The sequence below is a fragment of the Lentzea sp. NPDC003310 genome, from assembly GCF_040610935.1.
In the GTDB taxonomy this organism is placed as follows: domain Bacteria; phylum Actinomycetota; class Actinomycetes; order Mycobacteriales; family Pseudonocardiaceae; genus Lentzea.
The window spans coordinates 47623-71945 of record NZ_JBEXNC010000022.1 but is presented as its reverse complement, the minus strand read 5'-3'; the positions used below and the strand labels follow the sequence as shown (position 1 = coordinate 71945).

Sequence of the window (24323 nt, the reverse complement as noted above, 5' to 3'; positions counted from 1 at the left end):
TTCGCGTTAGGATTCCACCAGGGTGAGCCGGGAAGTCTGGTCGGCACGAGGATCTGTCGTGCCCGCCGACCCCTGGGAGACCCGTGTCCAGCAAGATCGCTGACTTCGCCCGTTACCTGCGCACCGAGACCGTCGGTGGCACCGTGCTGCTCGGCGCCACGGCCGTCGCGCTGCTGTGGGCCAACTCGCCGCTCTCCCCCGCGTACTTCGGCCTGCGAGACCTGCACCTGGGGCCGCTGAGCGTCGGCGACTGGGCCAAGGACGGGCTGCTGGCGATCTTCTTCTTCGTCGCCGGGCTGGAGCTCAAGCGCGAGCTCGTCGTCGGCGAGCTGTCGAACTTCAAGGCCGCGGTCCTGCCGATCATCGCGGCGATCGGCGGGATGATCGTGCCCGCGCTGGTCGCGCTGGGGATCGGCTGGGGACAGCCGGGCATCGAGAAGGCCTGGGCGATCCCCGTCGCGACGGACATCGCGTTCGCTCTCGGGGTGCTGGCGCTGACCGCGTCCGGGCTGCCGTCGAGCCTGCGGGTGTTCCTGCTGTCGTTGGCCGTGGTCGACGACCTGGGAGCGATCATCGTGATCGCGATCCTGTTCACCGCGCAGTTCAACCTGCTCGCGGCGGGTGCGGTCGTGCTGCTGCTGGCGTTGTACTGGTTCCTGCAGCACAAGCGGATCACGTCGCCGTGGCTCTACGTGCCGATCGCGCTGGCGACGTGGTGGTTCATGCACGAGTCGGGCATCCACGCCACCATCGCGGGCGTCGCGCTGGCGTTGCTGACGCGGGTGAAGCGCGACCCGTACGAGGCCGAGGCACCGGCCGTGCGGTTGGAGCACCGGCTGCAGCCGTGGTCCGCCGGGGTGGCCGTGCCGGTGTTCGCGCTGTTCGCGGCGGGTGTGCCGGTGGGCGCGGAGGCGTTCGGGAAGCTGTTCTCGGACAAGATCGCGATCGGCGTGATGGTGGGCCTGGTCGTCGGCAAGGTGGTCGGGATCGTGGGGGCCTCGGCGCTCGCGGTGTGGTTCAAGGCCGCCGTCTGGCCCTCGGGCGCGGGGCCGCGCGACATCGTGGCCGTGGCCGTGCTCGGCGGGGTCGGGTTCACCGTCAGCCTGCTGATCGCGGACCTCTCGCTCGACCAGCCGGAGACCGCGAAGGCGGCCGTTCTGCTCGCTTCGATGATCGCGTCGCTGCTCGCCGCGGTGTTGCTCATTCGTCGCAGCCGGGCGCATGGCACGATGTCCGGGTGACCACCAGGGAACACATCGCGTCGATTCCGCTGACCGCAGACGACCCGACTGCCGAGGCATCGATCGGCGGTCTCGTTCGTGATGCGACCGCTCACGTGTCGACTCTGGTCAGAGCAGAGGTCGAGCTCGCCAAGGGCGAGATCGCGGCCGAGATCAAGAAGGGCGTGAAGGGCAGCGTCTTCTTCATCGTCGCCCTGACGATCCTCTGCTTCAGCCTGTTCTTCCTGTTCATGGCCCTCGGCTTCGGCTTCGCCGAGTGGTTCGGCTGGGGCTACTGGGCGGGCTTCGGGCTCGTGTTCGGCGTGATGCTGCTCAGCGCCGTCGCCTTCGCCTTCCTCGGCTACCGCAAGGTCAAGAAGATCAGGGCGCCGGAGAAGACGATCGCGGCCGCGAAGGACACGGTCGCGACCTTCACGCGCAGGGGCGACGACAACTGAGCCGCAAACCCGACCCGTCCGTCGTGCGGGTCGCGGGTCCGTGGACGCACCGCGACGTCTCGGCCAACGGCATCCGCCTGCACGTCGCCGAGCTCGGCGAGGGCCCCCTCGTGCTGTTCCTGCACGGGTTCCCCGAGTTCTGGTGGTCGTGGCGGCACCAGCTGACCGCACTGGCCGAGGCCGGCTATCGCGCCGTGGCCGTCGACCTGCGCGGCTACGGCGATTCGGACAAGCCCCCGCGCGGCTACGACGGCTTCACCCTCGCGGGTGATGTCGCGGGCCTGATCAAGGCGCTCGGCGCTCCCCGCGCCCACCTGGTGGGTCACGCGTGGGGCGGCGCCACGGCGTGGACGGTCGGCGCCCTGCACCCGCGCGTGGTCTCGTCGATCTCCGTGCTGTCCGCGCCGCACCCGCTGGTGACGCGCCGGGAGTTCCGCCGGCACCCGCGGACCAACTCGCACGTGCTGCGCTTCCAGCTGCCGATCTACCCGGAACGGTGGCTGACCGGCGAGAACGGCCTGCAGGTCGCCAAGCTGATCTCGGCCTGGTCCGGTCCGAAGTGGCGGTCGGCGCCCGAGTTCGACGAGGTCATCCGCCGCTGCCGGCAGGCCGTGACGGTGCCGGGCGTGGCCCACAGCGCGCTCGAGTACTACCGCTGGGCGGTGCGCTCGCAGCTGCGCAGCGACGGCCGCCGGTTCGCCGAGGCCGTCGACAAGCCGGTGCAGGTGCCGGTGCTGCAGATCCACGGCTCGCTGGACCCGATCGTGCGGGAGTCCGCCGCGCGCGACTCGCTGCCGTGGCTCGGGCCCGAGTCGGAGTTCCGCTACCTGCCGGAGGCGGGGCACTTCCCGAACCAGGAGGCGCCCCACACCACGAGCCGCCTGATCACCGAGTTCCTGCAGAAGCAGAGCTGAACGCGGCTTCCAGGGCTCCGGCCGGGTCGTCCGGCAGGTCCGTCGACCGCCAGGCCACGTAGCCGTCCGGCCGGACCAGCGACGCGCCCTTCGCGGACAGCCCGAACAGGTCCAGCTGCTCGACCCGTTCGTACCGCACGAGACCGGACGCGGCCTCCTCCCACTGCGGGTGGTCGGCGACGAGCACCCAGTCCCGGCCGAAGAGGTCCACAGTGGACTTCCCCGGCTCGATCCACGCGTGCGGGGCGCGCGTGCCGGGCTGACCCTGCCACTGCTCGGGCAGCGCGGCGGGCGGGAGGTCCGGGCCGGCGCCGAGCACGGCGTCCGAGCGGTAGAGCACACCGAAGTGCATGGCGTTGTTGTCGAACAGCTCCGCGTCCTCCGGCTCGCCGTCACGGTTGTGCCCGTCGTTGCGGGCGAAGATCTGCTGGTGGCACAGGGTGGCGACCGGACGCCGTTCCGCGTCGTAGGTGTCCAGGAGGGACGGTCGGGACGCGCCCTCCAGCACGGCGGCGAGCTTCCACGCGAGGTTGTGCGCGTCCTCGATGCCGACGTTCGCCCCGAACCCGCCGCGGCTCGGCGGCAACGTGTGCGCGGCGTCGCCCGCGAGGAAGACCCGTCCGGCGGAGAACCGGTCGGCGACGGACGCGCTGATCGTCCAGCGCCCGGTCGTGATGATCTCGACCTCCAGGTCGTCGCGGCCGATGGCCCGCACGATCTGCTGCCGCAGCTCGGCCTCGGTGTACTCGCGGTCCTCGAGCATCAGGACCCAGCGGCCGTCGCCGTAGGTGGTGAGGAAGCCGACGTCGTCGATGACGAACTGGCCGATGCCGTCCTTCAGGTACTCCTCCAGCGGCGCGCGGAACAGCACGCTGCGGGAGGTGTGCATGAACCCGCGGCCGGTGCGGGTGATGCCGAGCTGCTCGCGGATCGGGCTGCGGTGGCCGTCGGCCGCGACCAGGTAGTCCGCGCGGATCTCGTACGGCTCGCCGTCGCCCTGCACGACGGCGGTGACGCCCTCGTCGTCCTGGGAGAACTCCAGCAACCGGGTGCTCATGCGGATGTCGGCGCCGAGCTCACGGGCCTTGTCCCGCAGGATCGGCTCCATCCGGTCCTGGGCGACGCCGACGCCCCTGACCGGCGAGTGCTCGACGTCGGAGAGCTCGGCCGGCGGCGTCCAGAACGTCTCGTCGTACTTCCTGCCGACCAGGCTCTCGGCCCGCACCCGCCGGACGCCGAAGCCCTTGCTCATCCGGCTCTTCGGCAGCGCGTCCTCCAGTCCGACCGCGCGCAGCAGCTCGCCCACCCGTGCGTTGAACCCGACCGCCCGCGGGTGCGGTGAGCTGCCGGGGTGCTTCTCCACGAGCACCACGTCCACCCCGCGCCACGCGAGGAACAGGGCGGCCGACGTGCCCGCCAGGCCTCCCCCGACCACCAGTACCGATGTCTTCATCACATCTCCTCAATACGCCGTATCGCTCGATACACTGTATCGCTATGAGACGCTGTATTGTCCAGGCCGATGTCGAACGAAGCCGTGTGGGACCGCCCAGAGCCGCCCAGCAAGCCGTCTCCGACCCCGCTGAGCAGGGACCTGATCGTGAGCGCCGCGATCAGGCTCGCCGACGAGGGCGGGCTCGACGAGGTGTCGTTCCGCAAGGTCGCCGCCGCCCTCAACGCCGGTCCGATGCGCCTGTACGGCTACGTCGAGACCAAGGACGAGCTGCTCGACCTCATGGTCGACGAGGTCTACGGCGAGATCACGCCGCCGGCGAAGTCAGCGGACTGGCGCGAGGGGCTGCGGCACGTCGCGCACGGCGTGCGGGACGCGGCGAAGCGGCACGAGTGGTTCATCGACCTGCTGAGTAACCGCCCGCACCAGGGCCCGCACGCGCTCACGCACATGGAGACCACGCTCGCCGCAGTCCGGTTCGACGACATCGACCAGGTGCTCGACGTGGTCGGCGCCGTGATGGCGTACGTCTTCGGGGCCGTGCGCGGCGAGATCACCGAACTGCGCGCGGAACGGTCGTCCGGCCTGACCGAGGAGCAGTGGCAGCGGGCATCCGGGCCGTACATGCAGCGGATGCTCGCCACCGGCCGGTTCCCGACGCTCGCCAGGGTCATGCACGAGTCCAGCGACCGCGACTCCGCGGTGAGGTTCGAGACGGGCCTCGGCTACGTCCTCGACGGCATCGCTACGAGGCACAACCCTGCGTAGAGGCGCGCTTGGTCAGCGTGGGCGCCTTCTGCACCATCGACTGGACCTGCTGGGCCGTGAGCACGAAGCCCGTCTCCGGGTCGTCCACCGCGGCACCGAAGACCACGCCCATCACCCGGCCGTTCGGGTCGACCAGCGGGCCGCCCGAGTTGCCGGAGCGGACCTCGGCGCGAACCGTGTAGACGTCGCGGGTGACCGTCTGGGCGTCGTAGATGTCCGGGCCGCGCAGGAGCGGGATGCGCTCGCGGACGCGGGCCGGCGAGGACTTGTACGGGCCGTCGAGGGGGTAGCCGAGCACGATGCCGTCCTCGCCCGGCTGCACCTCGTCGCTGCGGAACTGCAGCGGCGTGGCCTCCAGGTCCGGCACGGCGAGCACGGCGATGTCCGTGCGCGGGTCGTAGGAGACGACCGTCGCGTCGAACTGGCCGCGGCCGACCTCGACCGTCACCTCGTTGGTGCCGGCGACGACGTGCGCGTTGGTCATGACCCGCTCGGGGGCGATGACGAACCCGGTGCCTTCGAGCGCACGGGAGCACGACGGCGCACGGCCGCGGACCTTGAGCACGCTCGCCTGGAGCCGTTTCGCGACCGGGGAGTCCGCGAGCTGGCTGTTCGGCGGCTCGACGTCCTTGAGCGGCGTCCGGTTGAACGGGTCCATCGCCTGCGGGAAGCCCGAGACGTCGAAGAGCTTCTGCAGGTCGCCCGACAGCACGCGGGCGGCCTGCGGCATGGTCTGGTCGACCTTGCCGAGGATCACCGACTGCTTGAGCGACGAGGTGAGGTCGGGCAGGCCGACGACCGACGTCAGCGGCAGCGCGATCATCCACGCCACGACGAAGACGACGAAGCCCTGCACGATCGCGCCCAGGGCGTTGTCCGCGCCCCGCAACGGCGACGCGTTGACCCTGGCCTTGATCGTGCGGCCGATGTAGACGCCGATGGTCTCGCCGAGCGCCACGAGCAGCACGACGATGCCGACCGCGAACACGACCTTGGTGACGACGTTCTCGAACTGGGACACCAGCAGCGGTGCGATCTGCGTGCCCAGGATCAGGCCGACGAGCACACCGACGAACGCGGGCAGCGCGACGACCATGCCTTGCCTGGCCCCGGAGACCGCGGCGATCGCGGCCAGGCCCAGCACCAGCAGGTCAACCCAGTTCAACCCGAAAACCTCCGCCTCACTGTGTAGCGCGCAACGCTAGTTCAAGGTCACGCACATCGGTCGCATCCCACGGCTGTTCCCAGCCGCCGAGTGCGATCAGGCCGTTGATCAACCCCGCGGTGAAACCCCAGACCAGCATCCCCGGCGCGGAGAAGGCCGCGGCGACGTAGCCCGTGGGGTGACGCACGCGGAACCTGTTCGCAGGATCCGCGAGATGCGCCACGGGCACGCGCGCGACGGCGGCGGTCTCCGCCGGGTCGACAGGCGCGACGGGGCTCGGCTGTTCCCAGTAGGCGAGCACGGGCGTGACCACGAACCCGGACACCGGCACGTACAGCTCCGGCAGCAGGGCGAGCGGTCTCACTCCTGACTCAAGTACACCGGTCTCCTCGTAAGCCTCGCGTAATGCCGTGCCGACCGGCCCGTCGTCCGTTTCGTCCGAAGCGCCGCCGGGGAACGCGACCTGGCCCGGATGCGAGCCCAGCGTGTCCGAACGGCGCAGCAGCAGGACGTCCGGCCCGTGCTCCTCCGACTCGCCGAACAGCATCAGCACGGCCGCCTTGCGGTACGCCCGCACCGGCATGCGCGGGTCCCGCATGAACGTTCGCGCGTCGATCTCCTCGGTTGCCTTGGCCAGGCGCTGCATCCAGTCGGGTGGCTCTGCCGCCTCCGTCATCGAACCGCCTTCTCCACCTGGTCCGGAGCCTTGAAGTACGGCGGATCGGTGATCTGCCGGACCTGACCGTCCGCTGCTACGTAATACGTGGCGGGGAGCGTCATCGGCGCCTTGACTTGCTTGCGCAGCTCGTCGGCGCCGTCGTAGACCGACGGCAGCCGCACGCCGAGCCGGGCGAGCAGCTCCAGGCCGTCCGCCTCCCTGCTGTCCACAAGAACTGGGACGACCGGCACGGCACCTGGTTGCTTCGCGTAGGAATCCAGCACGGGCAGCTCCTCCTGGCACGGCTGGCACCAGGTCGCCCAGAAGTTGATCAGGAGGGGGCCCTTCAGCGCGAGGGCCGTCCGGGTGCCGTCGCCGAGGCACGTCACACCGACGCCCTCTCCCTGTTGCGGCACGCACGGCCGGAGCTGGGCCTGCGCGCGCAATGCGGCCATGTCCTGCGTCGGGCGGGTGGACGTGGGCGGCGGCCCCGGTGCGTCGTCACGGGGCCACAGCGCCACGACACCCGCCACGCCGAGGACGAGCACCACGACGAGCCAGCGCGTGCGGTTGTTCACACCCCTAGCTTCTCACCGGCCCGCACCCGCTCGGCGAGCTCGATCAGGTGCGGCTTCTCGTCGCCCTTCACGAGCTTGGCCGCCTTGTCCGGATCCTCCGGTCCGAGGCCGTACGACGGGCAGTCCTTCATGAGCAGGCAGGCGCCGCAGGCGGGGGTCTTGGCGTGGCAGACGCGCCGGCCGTGGAAGACGATCCAGTGCGAGGCCATGGTCCAGTCGCGCTTCTCGATCAGCTCGCCGATCGCGTGCTCGACCTTGACGGCGTCCTCGAGGTCGGTCCAGCCCCAGCGGCGCACGAGGCGACCGAAGTGGGTGTCGACTGTGAGCCCGGGCACATCGAACGCGTTGCCGAGAACCACGTTGGCCGTCTTGCGTCCTACACCGGGGAGCTTGACCAGCTCCTCCATGTTGTTCGGCACCTCACCGTTGTGCTGCTCCACCAGAGCGGCACCGAGACCCAGCAGAGACGTCGCCTTGTTCCGGAAGAACCCGGTGGGGCGGAGCATCTCTTCGAGTTCCGTCCGGTCGGCACCGGCGTAGTCGGCGGCCGTCGGGTAGCGCTTGAAGAGCGCCGGGGTGACCTCGTTGACCTTCTTGTCGGTGCACTGCGCGGACAGGATGACCGCCACGACGAGCTCGAGCGGAGTGGTGAAGTCCAGCTCGCAGTGCGCGTCGGGGTATCCCTCGGCCAGCACGCGGACCATCCGGCGGGCCCTTCGGGTCAGGCCGAGCTTGGTTTCCGGTTTCTTGGTTGCGGGCACTGATCCAGAGTAGTCAACACGCCGGAACCGACCCCTAGATCCGCACTCGAATCCCTCATGCGCCACACTTCGGAGCATCATGACTGCCTGGCTTGTGATCGTCGTTCCGATCGTGATCATGTTCTTCGCGCTCTTCATGGAGCGGGTTGAAGCGAAGCTCCGGCACGTTGCCGTGCAGGAGAACGAGGTCGAGGAGTTCCTGGAGTCCGCCAGGCCCGAAGAGGTCAAGGCGCTCTACGGACACGGCATCGGTCGCGCACTCGACATGTTCCGCCTGCGTCGCCGTGGTCGCGGGGGTGCGCGCAAGCGCGTCCGGTGATGGCCCCGTCCTAGGCGGCACCCGAATGGCGTAGACTGGTTCGTTGGGCTCTGGATCGAGTCAGTCGGGTTGTTCCTACCAAGACGGCGAGCCGAGCGGCGATCCACAAGAGAGCCCTTAGACTGCACTGCAGTGATCGGCGGCACGGCGCTGACTCCACCAAAGATGGTGGTAGGCGTGCCGTCGCGTCGATTAGGAGGGACGAGGTGGACGAGACCCTGGCGCGAGCGGGCATCTTCCAGGGGGTGGACCCGGCGGCCGCAGAGGCGCTGGCGACGACCCTGGAGACGGTGGAGTTCCCGCGTGGCCACGTGATCTTCGCGGAGGGTGAGCCGGGCGATCGCCTGTACATCATCCAGTCCGGCAAGGTGAAGATCGGCCGCAAGTCGCCGGACGGCCGCGAGAACCTGTTGGGGATCTTCGGGCCCTCCGACATGTTCGGCGAACTGTCCATTTTCGATCCCGGCCCCCGCACGTCGACCGCGACGACGGTGACCGAGGTGCGCGCGGTGTCCATGGACCGCCCCGCGCTCCGCCAGTGGATCACCAACCGGCCGGAGATCGCCGAGCAGTTGCTGCGCGCGTTGGCCCGCAGGCTGCGCCGCACGAACTCGATGCTGGCCGACCTGATCTTCACGGACGTGCCCGGCCGCGTCGCCAAGGCGTTGCTGCAGCTCGCGCAGCGCTTCGGCTCGCAGGAGGCCGGCCTGCTCCGCGTCACGCACGACCTGACGCAGGAGGAGATCGCGCAGTTCGTCGGCGCGTCCCGCGAGACCGTGAACAAGGCGCTCGCCGACTTCGCGCACCGCGGCTGGCTGCGGCTCGAAGGCAAGAGCGTGCTGATCCTGGACCCGGAGCGCCTCGCGCGCCGCGCCCGCTAGCTCTTCACGGCTGGATCTTCACGGCCAGATCCTCACGGCAAGGCTTCGGCAGGGCGAGCTCGTTCGCGAGTTCGCGCTGGTCGTCCGTTCGCCTCTTCGTCTCGATTCGACGAAGTCCAATCGGGGCGAAGCGGCGGACGGACGACCAGCTTCCCGGCGAACTCGCCGGAGTCTGCGAAGCAGCGACCAAAAAGCACAGACCAAAAACAAAGGACCGGGCGCCACCCCCGACGTGGCGCACCGGTCCTTTGTGTTGCGCGGCCCATCCCCCGACGAACCGCGCTCTTCCTCCCTCTGGCGTGCAGGCCCCGACCCTCGAGCCAGAGGTTGGTCTTTCGGTCGACGAGTCAACTTTCGCATGTCGGCACCCCGACCGCTCAAGCCCTTTCACCCTCAAGGACCTCGTGTGTGGCCGATTCGTTGCATGTTTCACCCGGTCATCCCATTCCTGTGACCCAATCGCAACCATCGTGACACCGCGCACCCGATCTGGTACATCGGTACCAACTTTGGCATACTGGTACACATGTACCACTCCGCTCGTCTGTCCGACTACCGTGCTGCCCTGACGACCCCCGGCATGCGCGGCCCCGTGGTCGCGTCGCTGCTCGCCCGCCTGCCCATCGCGATGGTCGGGCTCTCGCTGCTGCTCTACGTCGAGCGCGAGACGTCGTCGTTCGCGATCGCCGGCACGGTCTCGGCGGCGGCACTGGTGGGCGTGGCACTCGGCTCCGTGGTCCAGGGACGCCTGATGGACCGCTTCGGCCCGACCCGCCCGCTGTTCTGGGTGACCGGCCTGTTCGCCGCGTTCGTCACCGTCTCCGTGCTCGCCGTCGAGGCGGGCGCGTCGGTGTTCGCGCTGGTCCCGCTCGCCCTCGGCGTCGGCGCGACCGAACCGATGGTGGGCTCCGCGTCCCGTGCGCTGTGGGAGCGCATGGTGCCGTCCGGCCCGACGCGGATGGCGGGCTACGCCTACGAGGCGATCAGCATGGAGGTCTTCTTCATCCTCGGCCCCGGCCTCGCCGGGGTGCTGCTCGCCGCCCCGTGGGCGGGCACCGGCGTGGTGGTCGGCGCCGTGCTGATGGTCATCGGCGCGCTGTGGTTCGCGTCCAACCCGGTCGTCCGCGCCTGGGGCCCGGTCGAGGCGGCACCCCGCCCGCTGCTCGGCGCGTTCGCCTACCCCGGCATGCGCACGGTCGCGCTGGCCGCGCTCGGCTTCGGCGTGACGATCGGCTTCGTCGAGGTGGCCGTGCCGGCGTTCGCGAAGGCCGCGGGCCACGCCTCGATGGGCGGCCTGATGCTGTCGCTGTGGTCGATCAGCTCGGTGATCTTCGGCGTGCTCTACGGCATGCGCCCGTGGCCGCGCCCGATGCACCTGCGCCTGCCGGTGCTGCTGGCGGGCTTCGCGCTGCTGACGTTCCTGCTCGCGATCCCGCTGACGCTGGTCGGCCTCGCGGTGGCGCTGTTCCTGGTGGGCACGCTGATCACGCCGCAGTCGACGGCGCACTCGGCGGCGATCGAGCAGGTGACGCCGAACGGGATGGCCGCGGAGGCGTTCGGCTGGGTGATCACCTCGGTGACCGTCGGGCTGGCGCTCGGGCAGGGCGTGTCGGGGCAGTTGATCGAGCACTTCGGGACTCGGCCGGCGTTCGTGGCGGCCGGGGTCGCGGGGGTGCTGATCGCGCTGGCGGTGTGGGCGTTGCGCGGGACGGTGCAGCGCGGGGTGCCGGCCGAGGTGCCTGCGCGGTCCGAGATGGAGCTCGCGTCGCGGTAGCGCGGTAGTGCAGAGGGAAGGCCGGTCCGGAGTGGGCCGGCCTTTCGCGTTTCTGGGGGCTGGCGGTGGCGAGGGACCGGCAAGGGTGTGCCGGGTCGGTCGGCGGCGCGAGGCGGGCAGGGTGTGCTCGGCTCGGGCGCGGGTTACCGGGTGGCGCGGCCTGCCGAGTGGCGCGGCCTGCCGGGTGGGCGGCGGGTGGCCGGTGAGCGCGGGTGGCCGGTGGGCGCGGGTGGCGCGGCCTACCAGGTGGCGCGGCCTACCAGGTGGCACGGCCAGCCGGGCGGCGCAGGCGGTGCGGCGTTTCGTGGGCGCGAACTGTCACGTGGCAGGGGCGGCAGGCGGGCAGGTCGGTGCACCAGCCTCGCCGGGGCACCCAGTCCACGCCGGCGGCGCAGTTCGCGCGGCTCCGTCGGCCAGTCCGCCGGTTCGGTGGCTAGGCCACCGACCGCATCGGCACCACCAGGTAGGTGAGCTCCACGCCGTCCTCCCCCGGCGGCGACGTCAGCACCGTCGAGCGGAGGCCTCCCTGGATCTTCAGCTCGATCCGGCGGCCCGCGAACGCCTTCAGGGCGTCCGCGAGGTAGCGGGCCTGGAAGGTCTTGGTCAGGTGGTCGCCCTCGACCGTGGCCTTGACGAACTCCTCCGACTCGCCCTGCTGGGGATCGCTGCCCTTGACCCTGACCTCCGAGTCCTCGACCTGGATGGTCACGGCCTGGTGGGGGCCGCCGTAGGGCGTGGCTCTGCGGACGGCGCGGGCCAACGCGTCGGCGTCCACGAGCACCGTGCTGTCGATGACTGCCTCCAGGAGTCGGCGGGCTCGGTCGTCCGGGAACGGCGCGGCCAGGAGTGCGGTGGAGATCGAGTTGCGGGCCCACGCGAGGCCCAGGCGGTCTTCGTTCGCGTGCAGGGCGACTCGGCCGTGGGCCTGCCGGGCTGCTTCCGCGAGTGGTTTCGCTGGGACCAACAGGTCGAGGCCGCCGGATTGTTCCCACGGGAGTGTGGCGTAGGCCATGCGGTAGCGGTCCGTCGCCATGACGTGCAGCTTCTGCTCGTCGGACTGGATGCGGATGCCGGTGAAGATCGGCAGCGCGTCGTCCTTGCTCGCCGCGCCCGCCACCGCGGCGATCATCCTGAGGCTCTCGGCGGGCAGGTGGCCCTGCAGCGCCGGGAGTTCGGGGACGCCAGGGTGGTCGGCCAGTTCCAGCAGCGGGAGGGCGAACCTCGACGTCGGCGTGCGGACGGCGAGCCGCTGGCCCTCCACCTTCAGCCGCACCTGCGGGTCGTCCAGCGCCTGGAGGGTCGCGGCCAGCGGCTTGGCCGGCACGAGCACCTCGCCCTCGGTGTGCACCGTGGCGGGGACGGTGAGGCGCACGCCGTGCTCGTGGTCGCTGCCCGCGACCTCGACGTCCGTGCCCGCGCGCAGCCTCAGCCCGGCGAGCACCGGGTCGAGCACGCGGGTGGGCAGCAGGCGCGCCACCTCGGCGGCGGCGCCGGCCAGCTCGGCGGTCGTGGCGGTGAGGTCCATGTCTGGGACGCTAGCGGGCACCCCTGACAATTTTCTGAAGGCGGCGGGAGGGTCGCGACGTGGACGAGTGCCTGATCTGCGCCAAGCACCGGGGTGAGGGGCCTCTCGCGGGGCCTGTGGTCCACAGCGACGAACTGGTCGTCGTGTCGCACCAGCCCGCCGCGATGCTCGGCTACCTGTTCGTGGAGACGCGCCGGCACGTCGCCACCCTGGACGCGCTCACCGAAGCCGAAGCCGTGGCCGTGGCGCGCGCGGTCCGGCTGGCGGCCATCGGGTTGCGGGCCGAACTGGACCCGGAGTTCGTGTTCTCCGCCGTCGTGGGACGGGCCGTGGCCCACTTCCACCAGCACGTGTTCGTCCGGCACCGGGGGACGCCGGGCGAAGTGGCGTGGGACGCGGACTGGCCCGGAGCGCCCCGAGGCGACGCGACGGCGTTGTCCGCGAGGCTCAGCGAGTACTTCCGGCCTTCCGGCGCGCCAGGTCGATGATCCGCTGCAGGTGCAGCCCACGGCGCACGTCGCACTCGTGCGTGGTCGTGCCGCTGTCCACCATCGCCACGAAGTCGTCGAGCAGGTTCGTGAAGCACTCGGCGGCGGGCGTGTCCCGGTTCGTCAGGGTGCGGTGGCCGTGCGTGCCGAAGACGGTGAAGTCCGCGAACGGCGGCTGCAGCGGCAGCGACAGGCACAGCGAGACGGTGCTCGTGGCGCCACCCGCGTGCTGCAGGATCAGCTGCCACAGGCCGGTGTCCGACACGTTCGCGGCGAGCACGTCGGTGATCTCGCCCAACGCGGCGTCGAGCAGGTCGAACGCGTGCGGGCCCACGTCGTCCAGCGCGCCCTTGTCGTGGCGCCACGGGGAGTTCGAGAACGGTCCGTCGAGCAGCGCGCCGGAGATCCACCGGCTGTCGGCGCCGGTCCAGCCGCCCGTGCGGTGCAGCTGCGCCAGCATCTCCTTGGTCTCCGGGGCGTAGCGGCGGGTCAGCACGACCAGTGACGCGACCCCCGCCTCCTCCACGGCTTCAGCCAACGACGAAGCCACCTCGGCGGTCTCCGCGATCGGCTTCTCCAGCACGAGGTGCTTGCCGGCGCGGGCGGCCTCCACGGCCATCGGTCCCTGCACGCCCGGCGGCACGCAGAACGCCACGGCGTCCACAGTGGACAGCATGGCCGAGTAGTCGGCGAACGGTTCCGCGCCGAACGCGCCGGCGAGCGACGCCGCCGCCTCCGGACGACGCGCCCACACGCCGGTCAACGTCGTGCCGGGGTGGTTCGCGATGCCGGGGGCGTGGATCATCTCCGCCCACGGCCCCGCACCGACAAGTCCTACGCGCAGCTGTTCGTCCACTCGCACATCCTGCCTCAGGAGTAACTGGCCTTGGGCACGAAGATCTCGCCGCCGTTGCCGAACTTCAGCCGCAGCCCGCCGTCCGAGGACTCGCGCCTCGGCTCGTGGTCCCACCCGCTGGGCACGGTCACGACGTGGCCGCGGTCCGGCGACGGGCCGAGCCAGATCTCGTAGTAGGTGCCGCCCACGAGCCGTTCGACCTTCTTCACGTACACGCCGGGAGAGTCGGACGTGGGATCAACGCTGCTCACGGTCGTGCGGTCCGGCACGAACATCACGACACCGGCCACCGCCGTGAGCCCTGTGCCCAGCACGGCTCCCAGCAGGAACAGCAGGGTCTGCACCAGACAACCGGAGACCTTCGTCGCCATCACACCATCCTCGGGTAAGCGCGGTCGTACGCTCGGAGAATGCCCGACGACATGACCTTGCCGGGAAACCTGGTACCCGCGAAGCCCGCTTCCCAACCCGCGCAGCCGAAGGACGCCGTCACCGTCGTCCTGCTCCGCGACGGCGCGGAGGGCCTCGAGGCCTTCCTGCTGCGCCGCGTGAAGGGCATGGCGTTCGCGGGCGGCATGTCCGTCTTCCCCGGCGGGGGCGTCGACCAGCGCGACGCCGACACGTCCGTCGCGTGGGCCGGGCCGCCGCCGCGGTGGTGGGCCGAGGTCTTCGACGTCGACGAGGCGACGGCCCGCGCGTTCGTGTGCGCGGCCGTGCGCGAGACGTTCGAGGAGTCCGGCGTGCTCCTCGCGGGTCCGGACTCGGCCTCCGTCGTCAAGGACACCGGGGACTTCGCGCAGGCGCGGCAGCAGCTCGTCGACCGCGAGCTCTCGCTGGCCCAGTTCCTCGCGAAGAACGACCTCGTCCTGCGCGCGGACCTGCTGCGACCGTGGGCGAACTGGGTGACCCCGCAGGAGGAGCCCCGCCGCTACGACACCCGCTTCTTCGTCGCCGCGCTGCCCGAGGGCCAGAACGCGGACGGCGAGACGACCGAGGCCTCCGACGCGGCCTGGCAGACGCCCGAGGCGGCCGTCCAGGACGCGCAGGAGGGCCGGCGCATGCTCATGCCGCCGACCTGGCGCACCCTGGAGGAGGTCGGCGCCCTGGGCACCGTCGAGAAGGTCATGGCGCAGGAGCGCAGCGTCGAGAAGATCATCCCCAAGCTCATCCGCGACGGCGACGTCATCCGGGTGGTGCTGCAGTGAGCGGCTCCCCGCTGATCGGGGCCCGCGCCGAGCACCCGCGCTACGGCGAGCTCCGCCAGGTCACCCCGCACGCCGCCGTGCTGCTCGCCGACAACCCGTCCCCGATGACGCTCGACGGCACCAACACGTGGCTGCTCAAGGCACCGGATGCGACGTCGTACGTCGTCGTCGACCCCGGCCCGCTCGACGAGGCGCACCTCAAGCGCATCGCGGCGATCGGACCGGTCTCCGAGATCCTGCTGACCCACGGCCACCCGGACCACTCCGACGGCGCACGCACGTTCGCCGAACTCGTCAACGCCCCGGTGCGCGCGCTCGACCCCACGTTCACGTACGGCTCAGAGGGCCTCAAGAACGGCGACGTGGTCACGAGCTCGGGCCTGGAGCTCAAGGTCCTCGGCACGCCCGGCCACACCAGCGACTCGCTGTGCTTCGTGCTCGACGGCGAGGCGGTGCTGACCGGCGACACCGTCCTCGGCCGCGGCACGACGATCGTGGCCCACCCGGACGGCAGGCTCGGCGACTACTTCGAGTCGCTCAAGGTCCTGGCCGACCTGCCGGAGCACACGGCGGTGCTGCCCGGCCACGGCCCGGAGCTCGCGGACGCGGGCGAGGCCGCGCGGATGTACCTGGCCCACCGCACCCAACGGCTGGAGCAGGTGCGCAGGGCCGTCGAGGCGCTCGGCGGAGCTCCGACCCCGCGTCAGGTCGTCGAGGTCGTCTACGCGGACGTGGACAGGGTGCTGTGGCCCGCCGCCGAGTGGTCGGTGCGGGCCCAGCTGGAGTACCTGCGGAGCGGTTACTGAGGCTGGTGGCCGTTGTTCGTGGCCCCGAACGCCGACTGGCGCGACGACGAGCGGTCGATCTGCCAGCGGCCGCTGTCGGGGCCCTTGGCCCCGGTCTGCTCCCGCTGCGCCAGCTCCTCGTGCAACTGCTGGAGCAGGGCCCGTTCGCGCTCGCTGAGGTTCGCGTCCACGGAGGACGGCTCGGCGGGCTCGGCCAGGGCGGCCTGCAGCGCGGCCAGCTCGTCGGGCTTGAGCTCGGTGGTGATCTCGGCCCGGTTGATCGGCGTGGGCTCGGGGAGCGCCTCGGCCTCGGGCTCCACCGAGGCCATCGGGATGCGCTTCACCGGCTTCGGCGGGAAGGGCTGCGAGCTCTCCAACGCCGTCGGTGTGGAACGTGTGCGTCGTGAGCCGGTCTCTTCCTGCTGCTCCGGCGCCGGTGTCGGCTCGGCCACCGGCGCCGGAGCGGGAAGCTCCTCGGCCGGCTGGTCGAACCAGGCTTGTTGCTGCTGCGCGACGTGGTCGGACACCGAGGCCATGCCGCCGGAGATCGGCACCGCGCGCGAGGCCGACACCGCGGAGGCGTGGTAGTCGCTGAGCTGCACGCCGGTCGTCAGGACCTCGACGGCGGCGCGGACGCCCGCCTTGCGCAGCACCGAGTCGACCCGGTAGGCGGTCGCGGGCGGGAAGCCCTGCGGACCGACGTCCACCAGCACGACGCGCTGCGGCAGCGGACCCGGCGTGGAGCCCGTCGGCGACGAGCGCCAGACGCACCGCACCGACCGGATGTCCGGCAGCACCGAGACCGCACGGGTCAGGTCCGCCGCGATGTCCGAGGCCGGGTCCGTCTCCGCGGTGAAGCGGTGCCGGATGAACGGCAGCATCTCGACCACCGGCAGGCGGTCGGTCAGCGACGCGTCCGAGCGGACCTCGTGCAGGACCCACGTGATGGCGGCGCGTTCGTCCGGCAGCACCGGGATGCTGCCCGCGAGGAGCGTGCCCACGAGCAGTTCGATCGAGCGGTCCAGTTCTCCGACCGCGAGGAACTCGCGGGCCTGCGACAGAGCGGCGTCGTCCACGCGCCCGGCCATCGACAACAGGAGATCGTGGAGACGGACCGGCAGGCCGACACCGTCGTTCGTCACGTCAACTCTCCTTAGCTCAGCACGAGGTGCTGATCGGACTCGGCGCCGGCGCACACCAGCTCCGATGCCGCCAACGCCGCCCGGTGGTAGGGCGGCAGGTCCAGACCGGACGGCACGACCTCGACGCACGGGTCGTGCTCGCCCAACGCCCGCAGAACGCGTTGCAGCTCACCCGTCAGCCGGGCGTGGCCGGTGCTCGCCGCCACCAGCAGGACGCGGTTGATCCCGGACGGACCGATGCGCCAGCAGGAGCGAACCTCACCGACCCCGATCCGGCCACGCAGCGTGGCTCCGAGGACGACGGTCGCGGAATCCCCCATCGGCACCCGATCGGGTGATTCTGGGGAAAAGGTGTAGTCGGTGGCAGGCAGTTCGTCCAGCCCTTTGACCGAACTGAGCGAACCGGGATCCGCCCCGTAGGGCACGAGCGCGTCCTGCAAAAGGCGCAGTTCGTGATCCGTCAGAGGGATGCGTCCGTGCAGAAGGGTGCGCGGCAGCGACCGTGCGAGCACCGCGTACGCGTCCGAAGCGGCCCAGTCCCGGTACCGCCACAGCAGGTCGTCCGGAAGGCGTCCGGCGAGCCGCAGCAGCAGTTCGTGGCACGTGTCCGACATGTCACACCCTTCAGCAGAACCCGGTACGCGAACCGGGAACTCAGACCTCGACGATCAGTTCGATCTCCACCGGAGCGCCGATCGGCAGCTCGGCCACGCCCACGGCGGACCGGGCGTGCTTGCCCTCGTCACCGAAGATCTCGCCGAGCAGTTCCGAGGCGCCGTTGATGACACCCGGCTGGCCGGTGAAGCCCTCGGCGGAGGCCACGAACCCGACAACTTTCACGACTCGCTTGATCGAGTCAATCCCCACGAGCGCGTGCACGGCCGCGAGAGCGTTGAGGATGCAGGTCGCGGCGTACTGCTTGGCCTCCTCCGGGGAGACCTCCGCGCCGACCTTGCCGGTGGCGGGCAGCTTGCCGTCCACGAACGGCAGCTGGCCGGAGGTGAACACCCACGGACCGCTCTGCGTGGCGGGCACGTACGCGGCGAGCGGGGCGGCCACACCGGGGAGCTCGACGCCGAGCTCCTCGAGGCGCTCGCTCCAGGTGCTCATGCCTTCTCCCGCTTCAGGTACGCGACGTGCTGCTCACCGGTCGGGTTGGTCAGGACGGTGACGAGCTCCCAGCCGTCCGCACCCCACTGGTCAAGAATCTGCTTCGTGGCGTGGATCAACAACGGCACGGTGGCGTACTCCCACTTCGTCATGCGCGGAGCCTAACTTGCCACCCGTGCGGCGCCTGCGCGGTTCTGCCGTTCGGGGCTACCTTGATCACATGGAGACCTGGCGACTCGTCGCCACCGCCCTGTTCGCGGTGGGTGGACTGGTGATGGTCCTCGTCGCGATGGCGCAGGTGCGTGACCGCAAGCACAGCCGCCGCAGCCAGGTGGTCCAGGCCGGACTGATCGGGCTTGTCGTCGTGGTCGTCGTCACGGCCGCCATCGCGCTGTTCCTGCCGTCGGTCGTGGCCTGGGCGTTGGTCGCCGCGACGGCGATGGCCGTTCTCTTCCTCACCATGGTCGATTGACCGACCGATCCACCTTCGACCGATTTCACACATAGTCTGGACGTGTGACGTCGTGGACCGAGGAGCTGACCCGAGCCCGTCTGCACGTGGTCTCCGGCAAGGGCGGCACGGGCAAGACGACGGTGGCGGCCGCGCTGGCGCTCGCCCTGGCCACCGGTGGCCGGCGGGTGCTGCTGGTCGAGGTCGAGGGCAGGCAGGGCATCGCCCAGCTCTTCGACCGGGCCCCGCTGCCCTACTCCGAGGAGCGGATCGCGTCCGCGCCCGGCGGCGGTGAGGTGCACGCGCTGGCGGTCGACGCCGAGGCGGCGCTGCTCGAGTACCTGGCGATGTTCTACAACCTCGGCTTCGCGGGCCGCACGCTGCGCAAGATGGGCGCGATCGAGTTCGCGACCACGCTCGCGCCCGGCCTGCGCGACGTGCTGCTGACCGGCAAGGTCAAGGAGTGCGTGAACCGGGTCGGGCCGGACGGCCGCCACCTCTACGACGCCGTCGTGCTGGACGCGCCGCCCACGGGCCGCGTGGTCAAGTTCCTCGACGTCACCAAGGCCATGGCCGACCTCGCGAAGGTCGGGCCGATCAAGGGGCAGAGCGAGGGCGTCGTGCGGCTGCTGCACTCCGGTGACACGGCGGTGCACCTCGTCGCGCTGCTGGAGGAGATGCCGGTGCGCGAGACCCTGGACGCCGTCGCCGAACTGGACGGCGCCGACCTGCGTCCGGGCGCGGTGTTCGTGAACCGGGTGCAGCCGACCCGTCTTCCCGCGCGCTCGGTGCCGGTCGCGGCGGAGGGCAGGCTCGACGAGTCGCGGGTGCGCACGGGGCTGCAGGCCGCCGGGCTCGACCTCGACGAGTTCACGCTCGAAGGCCTGGTCGACGAGACCGTGGAGCACGCGATCCGGGTGCAGTCGCAGCAGGAGGCGAAGGAATTGCTGTCGCACTCCGACCTGCCGACCCTCGAACTGCCGGACCTGACGGACGGGGTGGACGTGGCCGCGCTGTACGAGCTGGCCGAGGTGCTGGTCGCGGCGGGAGTCCGATGAACAAGCTCGAGTTCGACCCCCTGCTCGACGACCTGGAGACGCGCGTCCTCGTGTGCTGCGGCTCCGGCGGCGTGGGCAAGACGACGACGGCGGCGGCGCTGGCCGTGCGCGCGGCCGAACGCGGCCGGCGCGTGGTCGTGCTGACGATCGACCCGGCACGCCGGCTCGCGCAGTCGCTGGGCCTGCGGGAACTCGACAACCACCCGCGCGAGGTGGTCGTGGACGGCTTCGAGCCCAAGGGCGAGCTGTTCGCGATGATGCTCGACATGCGTCGCACGTTCGACGACATGGTGCTGACCCACGCGGGCCGCGACCGGGCCGACCAGATCCTGTCGAACCCCTTCTACCAGACCATTTCCTCGTCGTTCTCCGGCACGCAGGAGTACATGGCGATGGAGAAGCTGGGCCAGCTGGTGGCGCAGGACGAGTGGGACCTGATCATCGTCGACACCCCGCCGTCGCGGTCGGCGCTCGACTTCCTGGACGCGCCGCAGCGGCTCTCGACGGTGCTCGACGGCAAGTTCATCCGGATGCTGTCGGCGCCGGCGCGCGCCTCGGGCCGCGGGTTGTTGAAAATTGTAGGAACCGGCTTCAGTCTTTTCACGCGGGCCGTGTCGACGATCGTCGGTGGCCAGCTGTTGCAGGACGCGTCGACTTTTGTTCAGGCTTTCGACAGCATGTTCGGAGGATTCCGCGAGCGCGCCCAGCGCACGTACGAACTGCTCCGGTCGCCCGGAACCGGTTTCGTGGTGGTCGCGGCGGCGGAACCCGACGCGTTGCGCGAGGCGAGCTATTTCGTGGAACGGCTCAGCGCCGAGAACATGCCGCTGTGCGGGCTCGTCGCGAACAGGACCCACCCCGTGCTGGCGGCGGACCTGCCCGCGGCGAAGGCGGTCGCGGCGGCGGACGACCTCGACCGCTCCGGTGACGCGCCGCTCGCCGCGGCAGTGCTCCGGCTGCACGCGGACCGGATCGCAGTGGCCGATCGGGAGAAGCGGCTGCTGGCCCGGTTCACGCGTGCTCACCCCGGCGTCTCGCTGGTCGGCGTGCCCGCCCTGCCTGCTGACGTGCACGACCTCGACGGCCTACGGGAGATAGGTCGCCGCCTCGCCGGCGAGTGACCTGCTAACTGACCCGCGTGTCCTCGACGTGCTCCTGACGGGCGTTGTCGAGCAGTTCGAACCACGAGTCCACGTCCGGGCGGCGGCGCAGCAGAGCACGGCGTTCGCGCTCGGTCATGCCTCCCCAGACCCCGAATTCGATCTTGTTGTCGAGCGCCTCGGCCAGGCATTCCATGCGCACCGGGCACCCCAGGCACACGAGCTTCGCCTTGCGCTGCTCCGCCCCGCGCACGAAGAGCTGATCCGGCTCTTCGTCACGACACGAAGCGTTGATACGCCAATCCCCCTGGTTCATATCCCCCACTCCTCAGTGCTTGTCCAAATGTGGAAATCCGCCACACCCCTGCCACGGATGCCGTAGCGTTCGAGCTACGACTGCATTCCTTGGACGTTGACGGACTGTAGTGCCGTTCGGTTCCCTGTCCAAGCCTGGGTCACCCGACTGTTACCTGTCGTGCGTATGTCTACTCATGCTGAGTAACGGCACTTACTGATCACCTTCACCCGTTCGTGTACGGCGTACGCTGAGCCGCGTGCGAGTCAGGAATGGCGTGCTCAAGATGCTCGGCCTGTGCCTGCTGGCTGGGGTTCTCCTCGCCGGCATGCTGTTCCCAGTCGTGGGCGCGACAGGTCTCGTCTCGAACAGGGCCAGCGACACGGTGGACAGCATCTCGGCCGACCTGGTGACGACGGATCCTCCGTTGATCACCACGGTCACGGACAAGGACGGCGCCCCCATCGCCTACCTGTTCGACCAGTACAGAGTGCTCACGCCGCCCGAGAAGATCTCCCCGACCATGAAGGCGGCGCTGATCTCGGTCGAGGACCGGCGCTTCTACGAGCACCAGGGCGTCGACTGGAAGGGCACGATCCGGGCCGGGTTGACGAACCAGGTCAGCGGCTCGGTGTCGCAGGGCGCGTCCACGCTGACCCAGCAGTACGTCAAGAACTACCTGGTCCACGTCGTGGCGCGGAACAACAAGCTGGAGCAGGCCAAGGCCCAGGAGCAGACCATCGCGCGCAAGATGCGCGAGGCCCGGATCTCGCTGCAGCTCGAGCGCAAGCTGGGCAAGGAGGAGATCCTCGCCCGGTACCTCAACGTCGTTCCTTTCGGTTCGACCATTTACGGCATCGCGGCGGCCGCCCAGGCTTACTTCGGCACGACGCCGGACAAGTTGACGGTTCCGCAGGCCGCGATGCTCGCGGGAATGGTGAACAGTCCGTCAGCACTCGACCCCGAAGCGTATCCGGACAAAGCATTGGACCGGCGCAACAAAGTGATCGACCGGATGGTCGAGAACGACAAGCTGTCGCGCGACGCGGGTGAGGCGGCGAAGAAGGAAGGCCTCGGCCTGCAGAACCCGGTCCGCACCCCGCCGAACGGTTGTGTCGGCGCCGGGCCGGAAAACGGTTTCTTCTGCTCGTACGTCGTGAACTACTTGCAACGCGCGGGTTTCAGCGAGGAGCAGCTGCGCACCGGCGGCTACACCATCCAGACCACTTTGGACAGAGCGGTCACCTCGCAGGCGAAGGCGGCGGCCGAGGCGGGCGTCCCCAAGACCACCGACGGCATCGCCAACACGATGGCCGTCGTGAAGCCCGGCAAGGAGCGCCACGACGTGCTCGCGCTGGTGGCGAACCGCGACTACGGCCTGAAGGCCGACCTGCGCCAGACCACGTACGACCTGCCGAGCGGCGTCGAGAACAAGTTCGGCGCGGGCTCCATCTACAAGGTCTTCACCGCGGCGGCGGCCCTGGAGAAGGGCCTCGGCATCGAGAACGTCATCCCGACGCCGACCTCGCACGTCTCGCGGGTCTTCAAGGGTGGCGCCCAGCGCTGCCCGAGCACCGGTGAGCCCGGCACCCGCTGGTACTGCCTGTCGAACTTCGACTCGAGCTACCCGTCGTCGATGACGCTGCAGCAGGCCCTCGCGACGTCGCCGAACACCGGCTTCGTGATCCTCGAGGAGCAGACCGGCATGGACCCGGTCGTGGACATGGCCTCACGCCTCGGCATGCGCGAGACGATGGCGACGAACCTGCAGGGCACGAGGCCCGACCCGAAGGCCAAGGACAAGCAGAACCGCATCTCGCAGACGGAGTTCTACAAGCAGAACGGCGGCAACGCGTCGTTCACGCTCTCGCCCGCGCCGGTGTCCACCCTGGAGCTCGCGAACGTCGCCGCGACCATCGTGAGCGGCGGCAAGTGGTGCCCGCCCACGCCGATCGCGAAGGTGCTCGACCGCAACGGCAAGGCCGTGCCGGTGAACGAGGCTCCGTGCGAGCAGGTCGTCGCCGAGGGCCTCGCGAACGGCCTCGCCGTCGGCATGAGCAAGGACGACGTCGGCAACGGCACCGCCGCGGCCGCCGCCCGTGCCGCCAAGTGGACCCGCCCGATGATCGCGAAGACGGGCACCACCGAGGAGTACAAGTCGGCGGCGTTCATCGGCGCGACCCCGGACTTCGCGGGCGCCGTGCAGACGTTCAACGACGGCACCTCGCCCCGGCCGATCTGCCTGGGCGCCCAGCCCCGGCTGTGCGGCAACGGCAACATCTTCGGCGGCACGATCCCGGCCAAGACGTGGTTCGAGACGATGACGAAGGTGCACGGCGCGATGCCGGCCTCCCCGCTGCCGCAGGTGGAACAGCGGTACCTGAAGGGCGGCCGCGAGATCCAGGTGCCGGACGTCGTCGGCAAGCAGATCAACGACGCCACCCGGATCCTCGACCAGGCGGGCTACAAGGTGAGCCAGCAGTCGGTGAACTCGGAGCAGCCGAAGGGCACCGTCGTCAGCCAGTCGCCGCGCGGCAACGCGTTGCGCGGCACGGTGATCACGCTGTCGGTGAGCTCGGGGTACGTGCCGCCGCCGGTGGCCTCGGAGCCCCCGGCCCAGCCGCCGCCGAGCCCCGGCGCTCCTCCGAACCAGCCGCCGCCGGTCACGCTGCCGACCGAGCCGAACCGCTAGCCCAGCAGGGCCTTGAGGCGGTCGACGCTCACCTCGACGTGGCTCCGGATCTCGGCGACCGCCCGGTCGCGGTCGCCGAGGCGGACGGCGTCGAGGATCGCGCGGTGCTCGGCGACCACCTCTTCCGGCGTCTCGTCCTTCGCGAGCACGGTGAGGTAGAAGCGCAGCTCCTGCGTGAGCGAGGCGAAGAACTCGTCGAGCCGGCTGCTGTCGAGGACCGCGACGATCGCCTGGTGGAACCTCAGGTCGCGGTCGACGATCTCGTGCGGGTTGTTCGTCGCCGCCTCGACCAGCGCGTCGAACGCCGCGGTGATCGCGTCGAGCTGCTCCGGGCTCGGCGTGCGGGCCAGCGCGGCGGTCTCCAGGCGTTCGCGGGCGGTGTAGAGCGCCTCGATCTTCTCGGGCGTGGGCGCGATGACGACGGCGCCACGGTTGACCTCGTAGCGGACCAGGCCGGTGAGCTCGAGGATGCGGACGGCCTCGCGGATGGTGTTGCGCGCGACGCCCAGCTCGGCCGCGATCGCGCTCTCCCTGAGCCTGTCACCAGGGCCGAACGCGCCGGCCATGATCCGTTCGGACAGACCGTCGGCGAGCTGCTGGGCCGTGGTCGTGCGGCGCACTTCGAGACCGTCGAGGGCGGACATGTGGCCAGTTTAACCAGTTGCTC

At 70.4% G+C, this 24323-nt stretch carries 28 protein-coding genes; 14 read left to right on the top strand and 14 right to left on the bottom strand.

The genetic code is table 11. The features are described 5' to 3' along the window. The first annotated feature begins 83 nt into the window (after positions 1-83). Genes nhaA through ABZX02_RS36925 form a run of 3 tightly spaced genes read left to right on the top strand, consistent with a single transcriptional unit; the run spans position 84 to position 2592 of the window. Complete coding sequence (gene nhaA, locus ABZX02_RS36935) at positions 84-1241, top strand: Na+/H+ antiporter NhaA (RefSeq protein WP_355305548.1); 1158 nt, start codon at positions 84-86, stop codon at positions 1239-1241. After that, complete coding sequence (locus ABZX02_RS36930) at positions 1238-1678, top strand: phage holin family protein (RefSeq protein WP_355305546.1); 441 nt, start codon at positions 1238-1240, stop codon at positions 1676-1678. The genes nhaA and ABZX02_RS36930 overlap by 4 nt, the downstream gene beginning before the upstream one ends. After that, positions 1675-2592 carry an alpha/beta hydrolase gene (locus ABZX02_RS36925; protein ID WP_355305694.1) on the top strand — a complete coding sequence of 306 codons (918 nt, stop codon included), beginning with the start codon at positions 1675-1677 and terminating at the stop codon, positions 2590-2592. Before ABZX02_RS36930 ends, ABZX02_RS36925 begins: the two co-directional genes overlap by 4 nt. Here the strand turns inward: ABZX02_RS36925 and ABZX02_RS36920 are convergent. Beyond that, positions 2564-4045: an FAD-dependent oxidoreductase gene (locus ABZX02_RS36920; RefSeq protein ID WP_355305544.1), complete on the bottom strand. Its 1482-nt coding sequence runs from the start codon at positions 4043-4045 to the stop codon at positions 2564-2566. The genes ABZX02_RS36925 and ABZX02_RS36920 overlap by 29 nt on opposite strands. Before the next feature lie 69 nt (positions 4046-4114). On the opposite strand from ABZX02_RS36920, the gene ABZX02_RS36915 reads away from it, so the two are divergent. Next, positions 4115-4813 (top strand): TetR/AcrR family transcriptional regulator, encoded by a 699-nt coding sequence (locus tag ABZX02_RS36915; protein WP_355305542.1) that lies wholly within the window; start codon positions 4115-4117, stop codon positions 4811-4813. Here the strand turns inward: ABZX02_RS36915 and ABZX02_RS36910 are convergent. From ABZX02_RS36910 to nth, 4 genes are read right to left on the bottom strand one after another with little or no spacing between them, the layout of a single operon-like run. After that, the gene (locus ABZX02_RS36910; protein WP_355305540.1) at positions 4791-5978 is read right to left on the bottom strand and encodes a MarP family serine protease; all 1188 of its coding nucleotides are present in this window, start codon (positions 5976-5978) and stop codon (positions 4791-4793) included. The genes ABZX02_RS36915 and ABZX02_RS36910 overlap by 23 nt on opposite strands. 16 nt (positions 5979-5994) lie before the next feature. Then, entirely contained in the window at positions 5995-6654 is a 660-nt protein-coding gene (locus tag ABZX02_RS36905) for a CoA pyrophosphatase (protein ID WP_355305538.1), read from the bottom strand. Next, the gene (locus tag ABZX02_RS36900) at positions 6651-7214 is read right to left on the bottom strand and encodes a TlpA disulfide reductase family protein (RefSeq protein ID WP_355305536.1); all 564 of its coding nucleotides are present in this window, start codon (positions 7212-7214) and stop codon (positions 6651-6653) included. Before ABZX02_RS36900 ends, ABZX02_RS36905 begins: the two co-directional genes overlap by 4 nt. After that, positions 7211-7918, bottom strand: a complete 708-nt coding sequence (gene nth / locus ABZX02_RS36895) for an endonuclease III (protein WP_355305692.1) — start codon at positions 7916-7918, stop codon at positions 7211-7213. The genes ABZX02_RS36900 and nth overlap by 4 nt, the downstream gene beginning before the upstream one ends. A 136-nt stretch (positions 7919-8054) precedes the next feature. Here nth and ABZX02_RS36890 point away from each other — a divergent pair, with 136 nt between their 5' ends. The 3 genes from ABZX02_RS36890 (at position 8055) to ABZX02_RS36880 (ending at position 10949) form a co-directional block, all read left to right on the top strand. After that, positions 8055-8294 (top strand): hypothetical protein, encoded by a 240-nt coding sequence (locus tag ABZX02_RS36890; RefSeq protein WP_030477588.1) that lies wholly within the window; start codon positions 8055-8057, stop codon positions 8292-8294. A 206-nt stretch (positions 8295-8500) separates the two neighbouring features. Then, entirely contained in the window at positions 8501-9175 is a 675-nt protein-coding gene (locus tag ABZX02_RS36885) for a Crp/Fnr family transcriptional regulator (protein WP_030477589.1), read from the top strand. Between the two features lie 526 nt (positions 9176-9701). Beyond that, complete coding sequence (locus ABZX02_RS36880) at positions 9702-10949, top strand: MFS transporter (protein WP_355305532.1); 1248 nt, start codon at positions 9702-9704, stop codon at positions 10947-10949. Positions 10950-11382: 433 nt separating this feature from the next. On the opposite strand, the gene dnaN is transcribed toward ABZX02_RS36880, so the two are convergent. After that, positions 11383-12474, bottom strand: a complete 1092-nt coding sequence (gene dnaN, locus ABZX02_RS36875; protein ID WP_355305530.1) for a DNA polymerase III subunit beta — start codon at positions 12472-12474, stop codon at positions 11383-11385. Positions 12475-12533: 59 nt separating this feature from the next. On the opposite strand from dnaN, the gene ABZX02_RS36870 reads away from it, so the two are divergent. Beyond that, positions 12534-12962, top strand: coding sequence for an HIT domain-containing protein (locus ABZX02_RS36870; protein ID WP_355305528.1), 429 nt, complete (start codon positions 12534-12536; stop codon positions 12960-12962). Here ABZX02_RS36870 and ABZX02_RS36865 read toward each other — a convergent pair. Together ABZX02_RS36865 and ABZX02_RS36860 are read right to left on the bottom strand one after the other, a co-directional pair. Beyond that, positions 12922-13818 carry a Gfo/Idh/MocA family oxidoreductase gene (locus tag ABZX02_RS36865; protein WP_355305526.1) on the bottom strand — a complete coding sequence of 299 codons (897 nt, stop codon included), beginning with the start codon at positions 13816-13818 and terminating at the stop codon, positions 12922-12924. The two genes, ABZX02_RS36870 and ABZX02_RS36865, sit on opposite strands and share 41 nt — an antisense overlap. A 14-nt stretch (positions 13819-13832) precedes the next feature. Next, a complete protein-coding gene (locus ABZX02_RS36860) occupies positions 13833-14189 on the bottom strand; it encodes a hypothetical protein (protein ID WP_355305524.1) in 357 nt (118 codons plus the stop codon). 39 nt (positions 14190-14228) lie between these two features. Here ABZX02_RS36860 and ABZX02_RS36855 point away from each other — a divergent pair, with 39 nt between their 5' ends. Together ABZX02_RS36855 and ABZX02_RS36850 are read left to right on the top strand one after the other, a co-directional pair. Then, positions 14229-15023, top strand: a complete 795-nt coding sequence (locus ABZX02_RS36855) for an NUDIX hydrolase (RefSeq protein ID WP_355305522.1) — start codon at positions 14229-14231, stop codon at positions 15021-15023. Further along, positions 15020-15829, top strand: a complete 810-nt coding sequence (locus ABZX02_RS36850) for an MBL fold metallo-hydrolase (protein WP_355305520.1) — start codon at positions 15020-15022, stop codon at positions 15827-15829. The genes ABZX02_RS36855 and ABZX02_RS36850 overlap by 4 nt, the downstream gene beginning before the upstream one ends. On the opposite strand, the gene ABZX02_RS36845 is transcribed toward ABZX02_RS36850, so the two are convergent. From ABZX02_RS36845 to ABZX02_RS36830, 4 genes are read right to left on the bottom strand one after another with little or no spacing between them, the layout of a single operon-like run. Then, complete coding sequence (locus tag ABZX02_RS36845; RefSeq protein ID WP_355305518.1) at positions 15823-16950, bottom strand: hypothetical protein; 1128 nt, start codon at positions 16948-16950, stop codon at positions 15823-15825. The genes ABZX02_RS36850 and ABZX02_RS36845 overlap by 7 nt on opposite strands. A gap of 11 nt (positions 16951-16961) precedes the next feature. Next, entirely contained in the window at positions 16962-17564 is a 603-nt protein-coding gene (locus tag ABZX02_RS36840) for a hypothetical protein (RefSeq protein ID WP_355305516.1), read from the bottom strand. A gap of 40 nt (positions 17565-17604) precedes the next feature. Further along, on the bottom strand, positions 17605-18060 hold the full coding sequence (locus tag ABZX02_RS36835) for a RidA family protein (RefSeq protein ID WP_355305514.1): 456 nt from the start codon (positions 18058-18060) through the stop codon (positions 17605-17607). Then, positions 18057-18212 carry a DUF4177 domain-containing protein gene (locus ABZX02_RS36830; protein ID WP_355305512.1) on the bottom strand — a complete coding sequence of 52 codons (156 nt, stop codon included), beginning with the start codon at positions 18210-18212 and terminating at the stop codon, positions 18057-18059. The genes ABZX02_RS36835 and ABZX02_RS36830 overlap by 4 nt, the downstream gene beginning before the upstream one ends. 68 nt (positions 18213-18280) lie before the next feature. On the opposite strand from ABZX02_RS36830, the gene ABZX02_RS36825 reads away from it, so the two are divergent. From ABZX02_RS36825 to ABZX02_RS36815, 3 genes are read left to right on the top strand one after another with little or no spacing between them, the layout of a single operon-like run. After that, positions 18281-18532, top strand: a complete 252-nt coding sequence (locus ABZX02_RS36825) for a hypothetical protein (protein ID WP_355305510.1) — start codon at positions 18281-18283, stop codon at positions 18530-18532. A gap of 44 nt (positions 18533-18576) precedes the next feature. Next, entirely contained in the window at positions 18577-19569 is a 993-nt protein-coding gene (locus tag ABZX02_RS36820; protein ID WP_355305508.1) for an ArsA-related P-loop ATPase, read from the top strand. Further along, positions 19566-20690, top strand: a complete 1125-nt coding sequence (locus ABZX02_RS36815) for an ArsA-related P-loop ATPase (protein WP_355305506.1) — start codon at positions 19566-19568, stop codon at positions 20688-20690. The genes ABZX02_RS36820 and ABZX02_RS36815 overlap by 4 nt, the downstream gene beginning before the upstream one ends. Positions 20691-20694: 4 nt before the next feature. Here the strand turns inward: ABZX02_RS36815 and ABZX02_RS36810 are convergent, their stop codons facing one another. Then, positions 20695-20985 (bottom strand): WhiB family transcriptional regulator, encoded by a 291-nt coding sequence (locus tag ABZX02_RS36810; protein WP_089908081.1) that lies wholly within the window; start codon positions 20983-20985, stop codon positions 20695-20697. A gap of 238 nt (positions 20986-21223) precedes the next feature. Here ABZX02_RS36810 and ABZX02_RS36805 point away from each other — a divergent pair, with 238 nt between their 5' ends. Continuing rightward, complete coding sequence (locus ABZX02_RS36805; protein WP_355305504.1) at positions 21224-23656, top strand: penicillin-binding protein; 2433 nt, start codon at positions 21224-21226, stop codon at positions 23654-23656. On the opposite strand, the gene ABZX02_RS36800 is transcribed toward ABZX02_RS36805, so the two are convergent. Beyond that, positions 23653-24300 (bottom strand): GntR family transcriptional regulator, encoded by a 648-nt coding sequence (locus ABZX02_RS36800; protein ID WP_355305502.1) that lies wholly within the window; start codon positions 24298-24300, stop codon positions 23653-23655. The two genes, ABZX02_RS36805 and ABZX02_RS36800, sit on opposite strands and share 4 nt — an antisense overlap. Positions 24301-24323 lie beyond the last annotated feature (23 nt).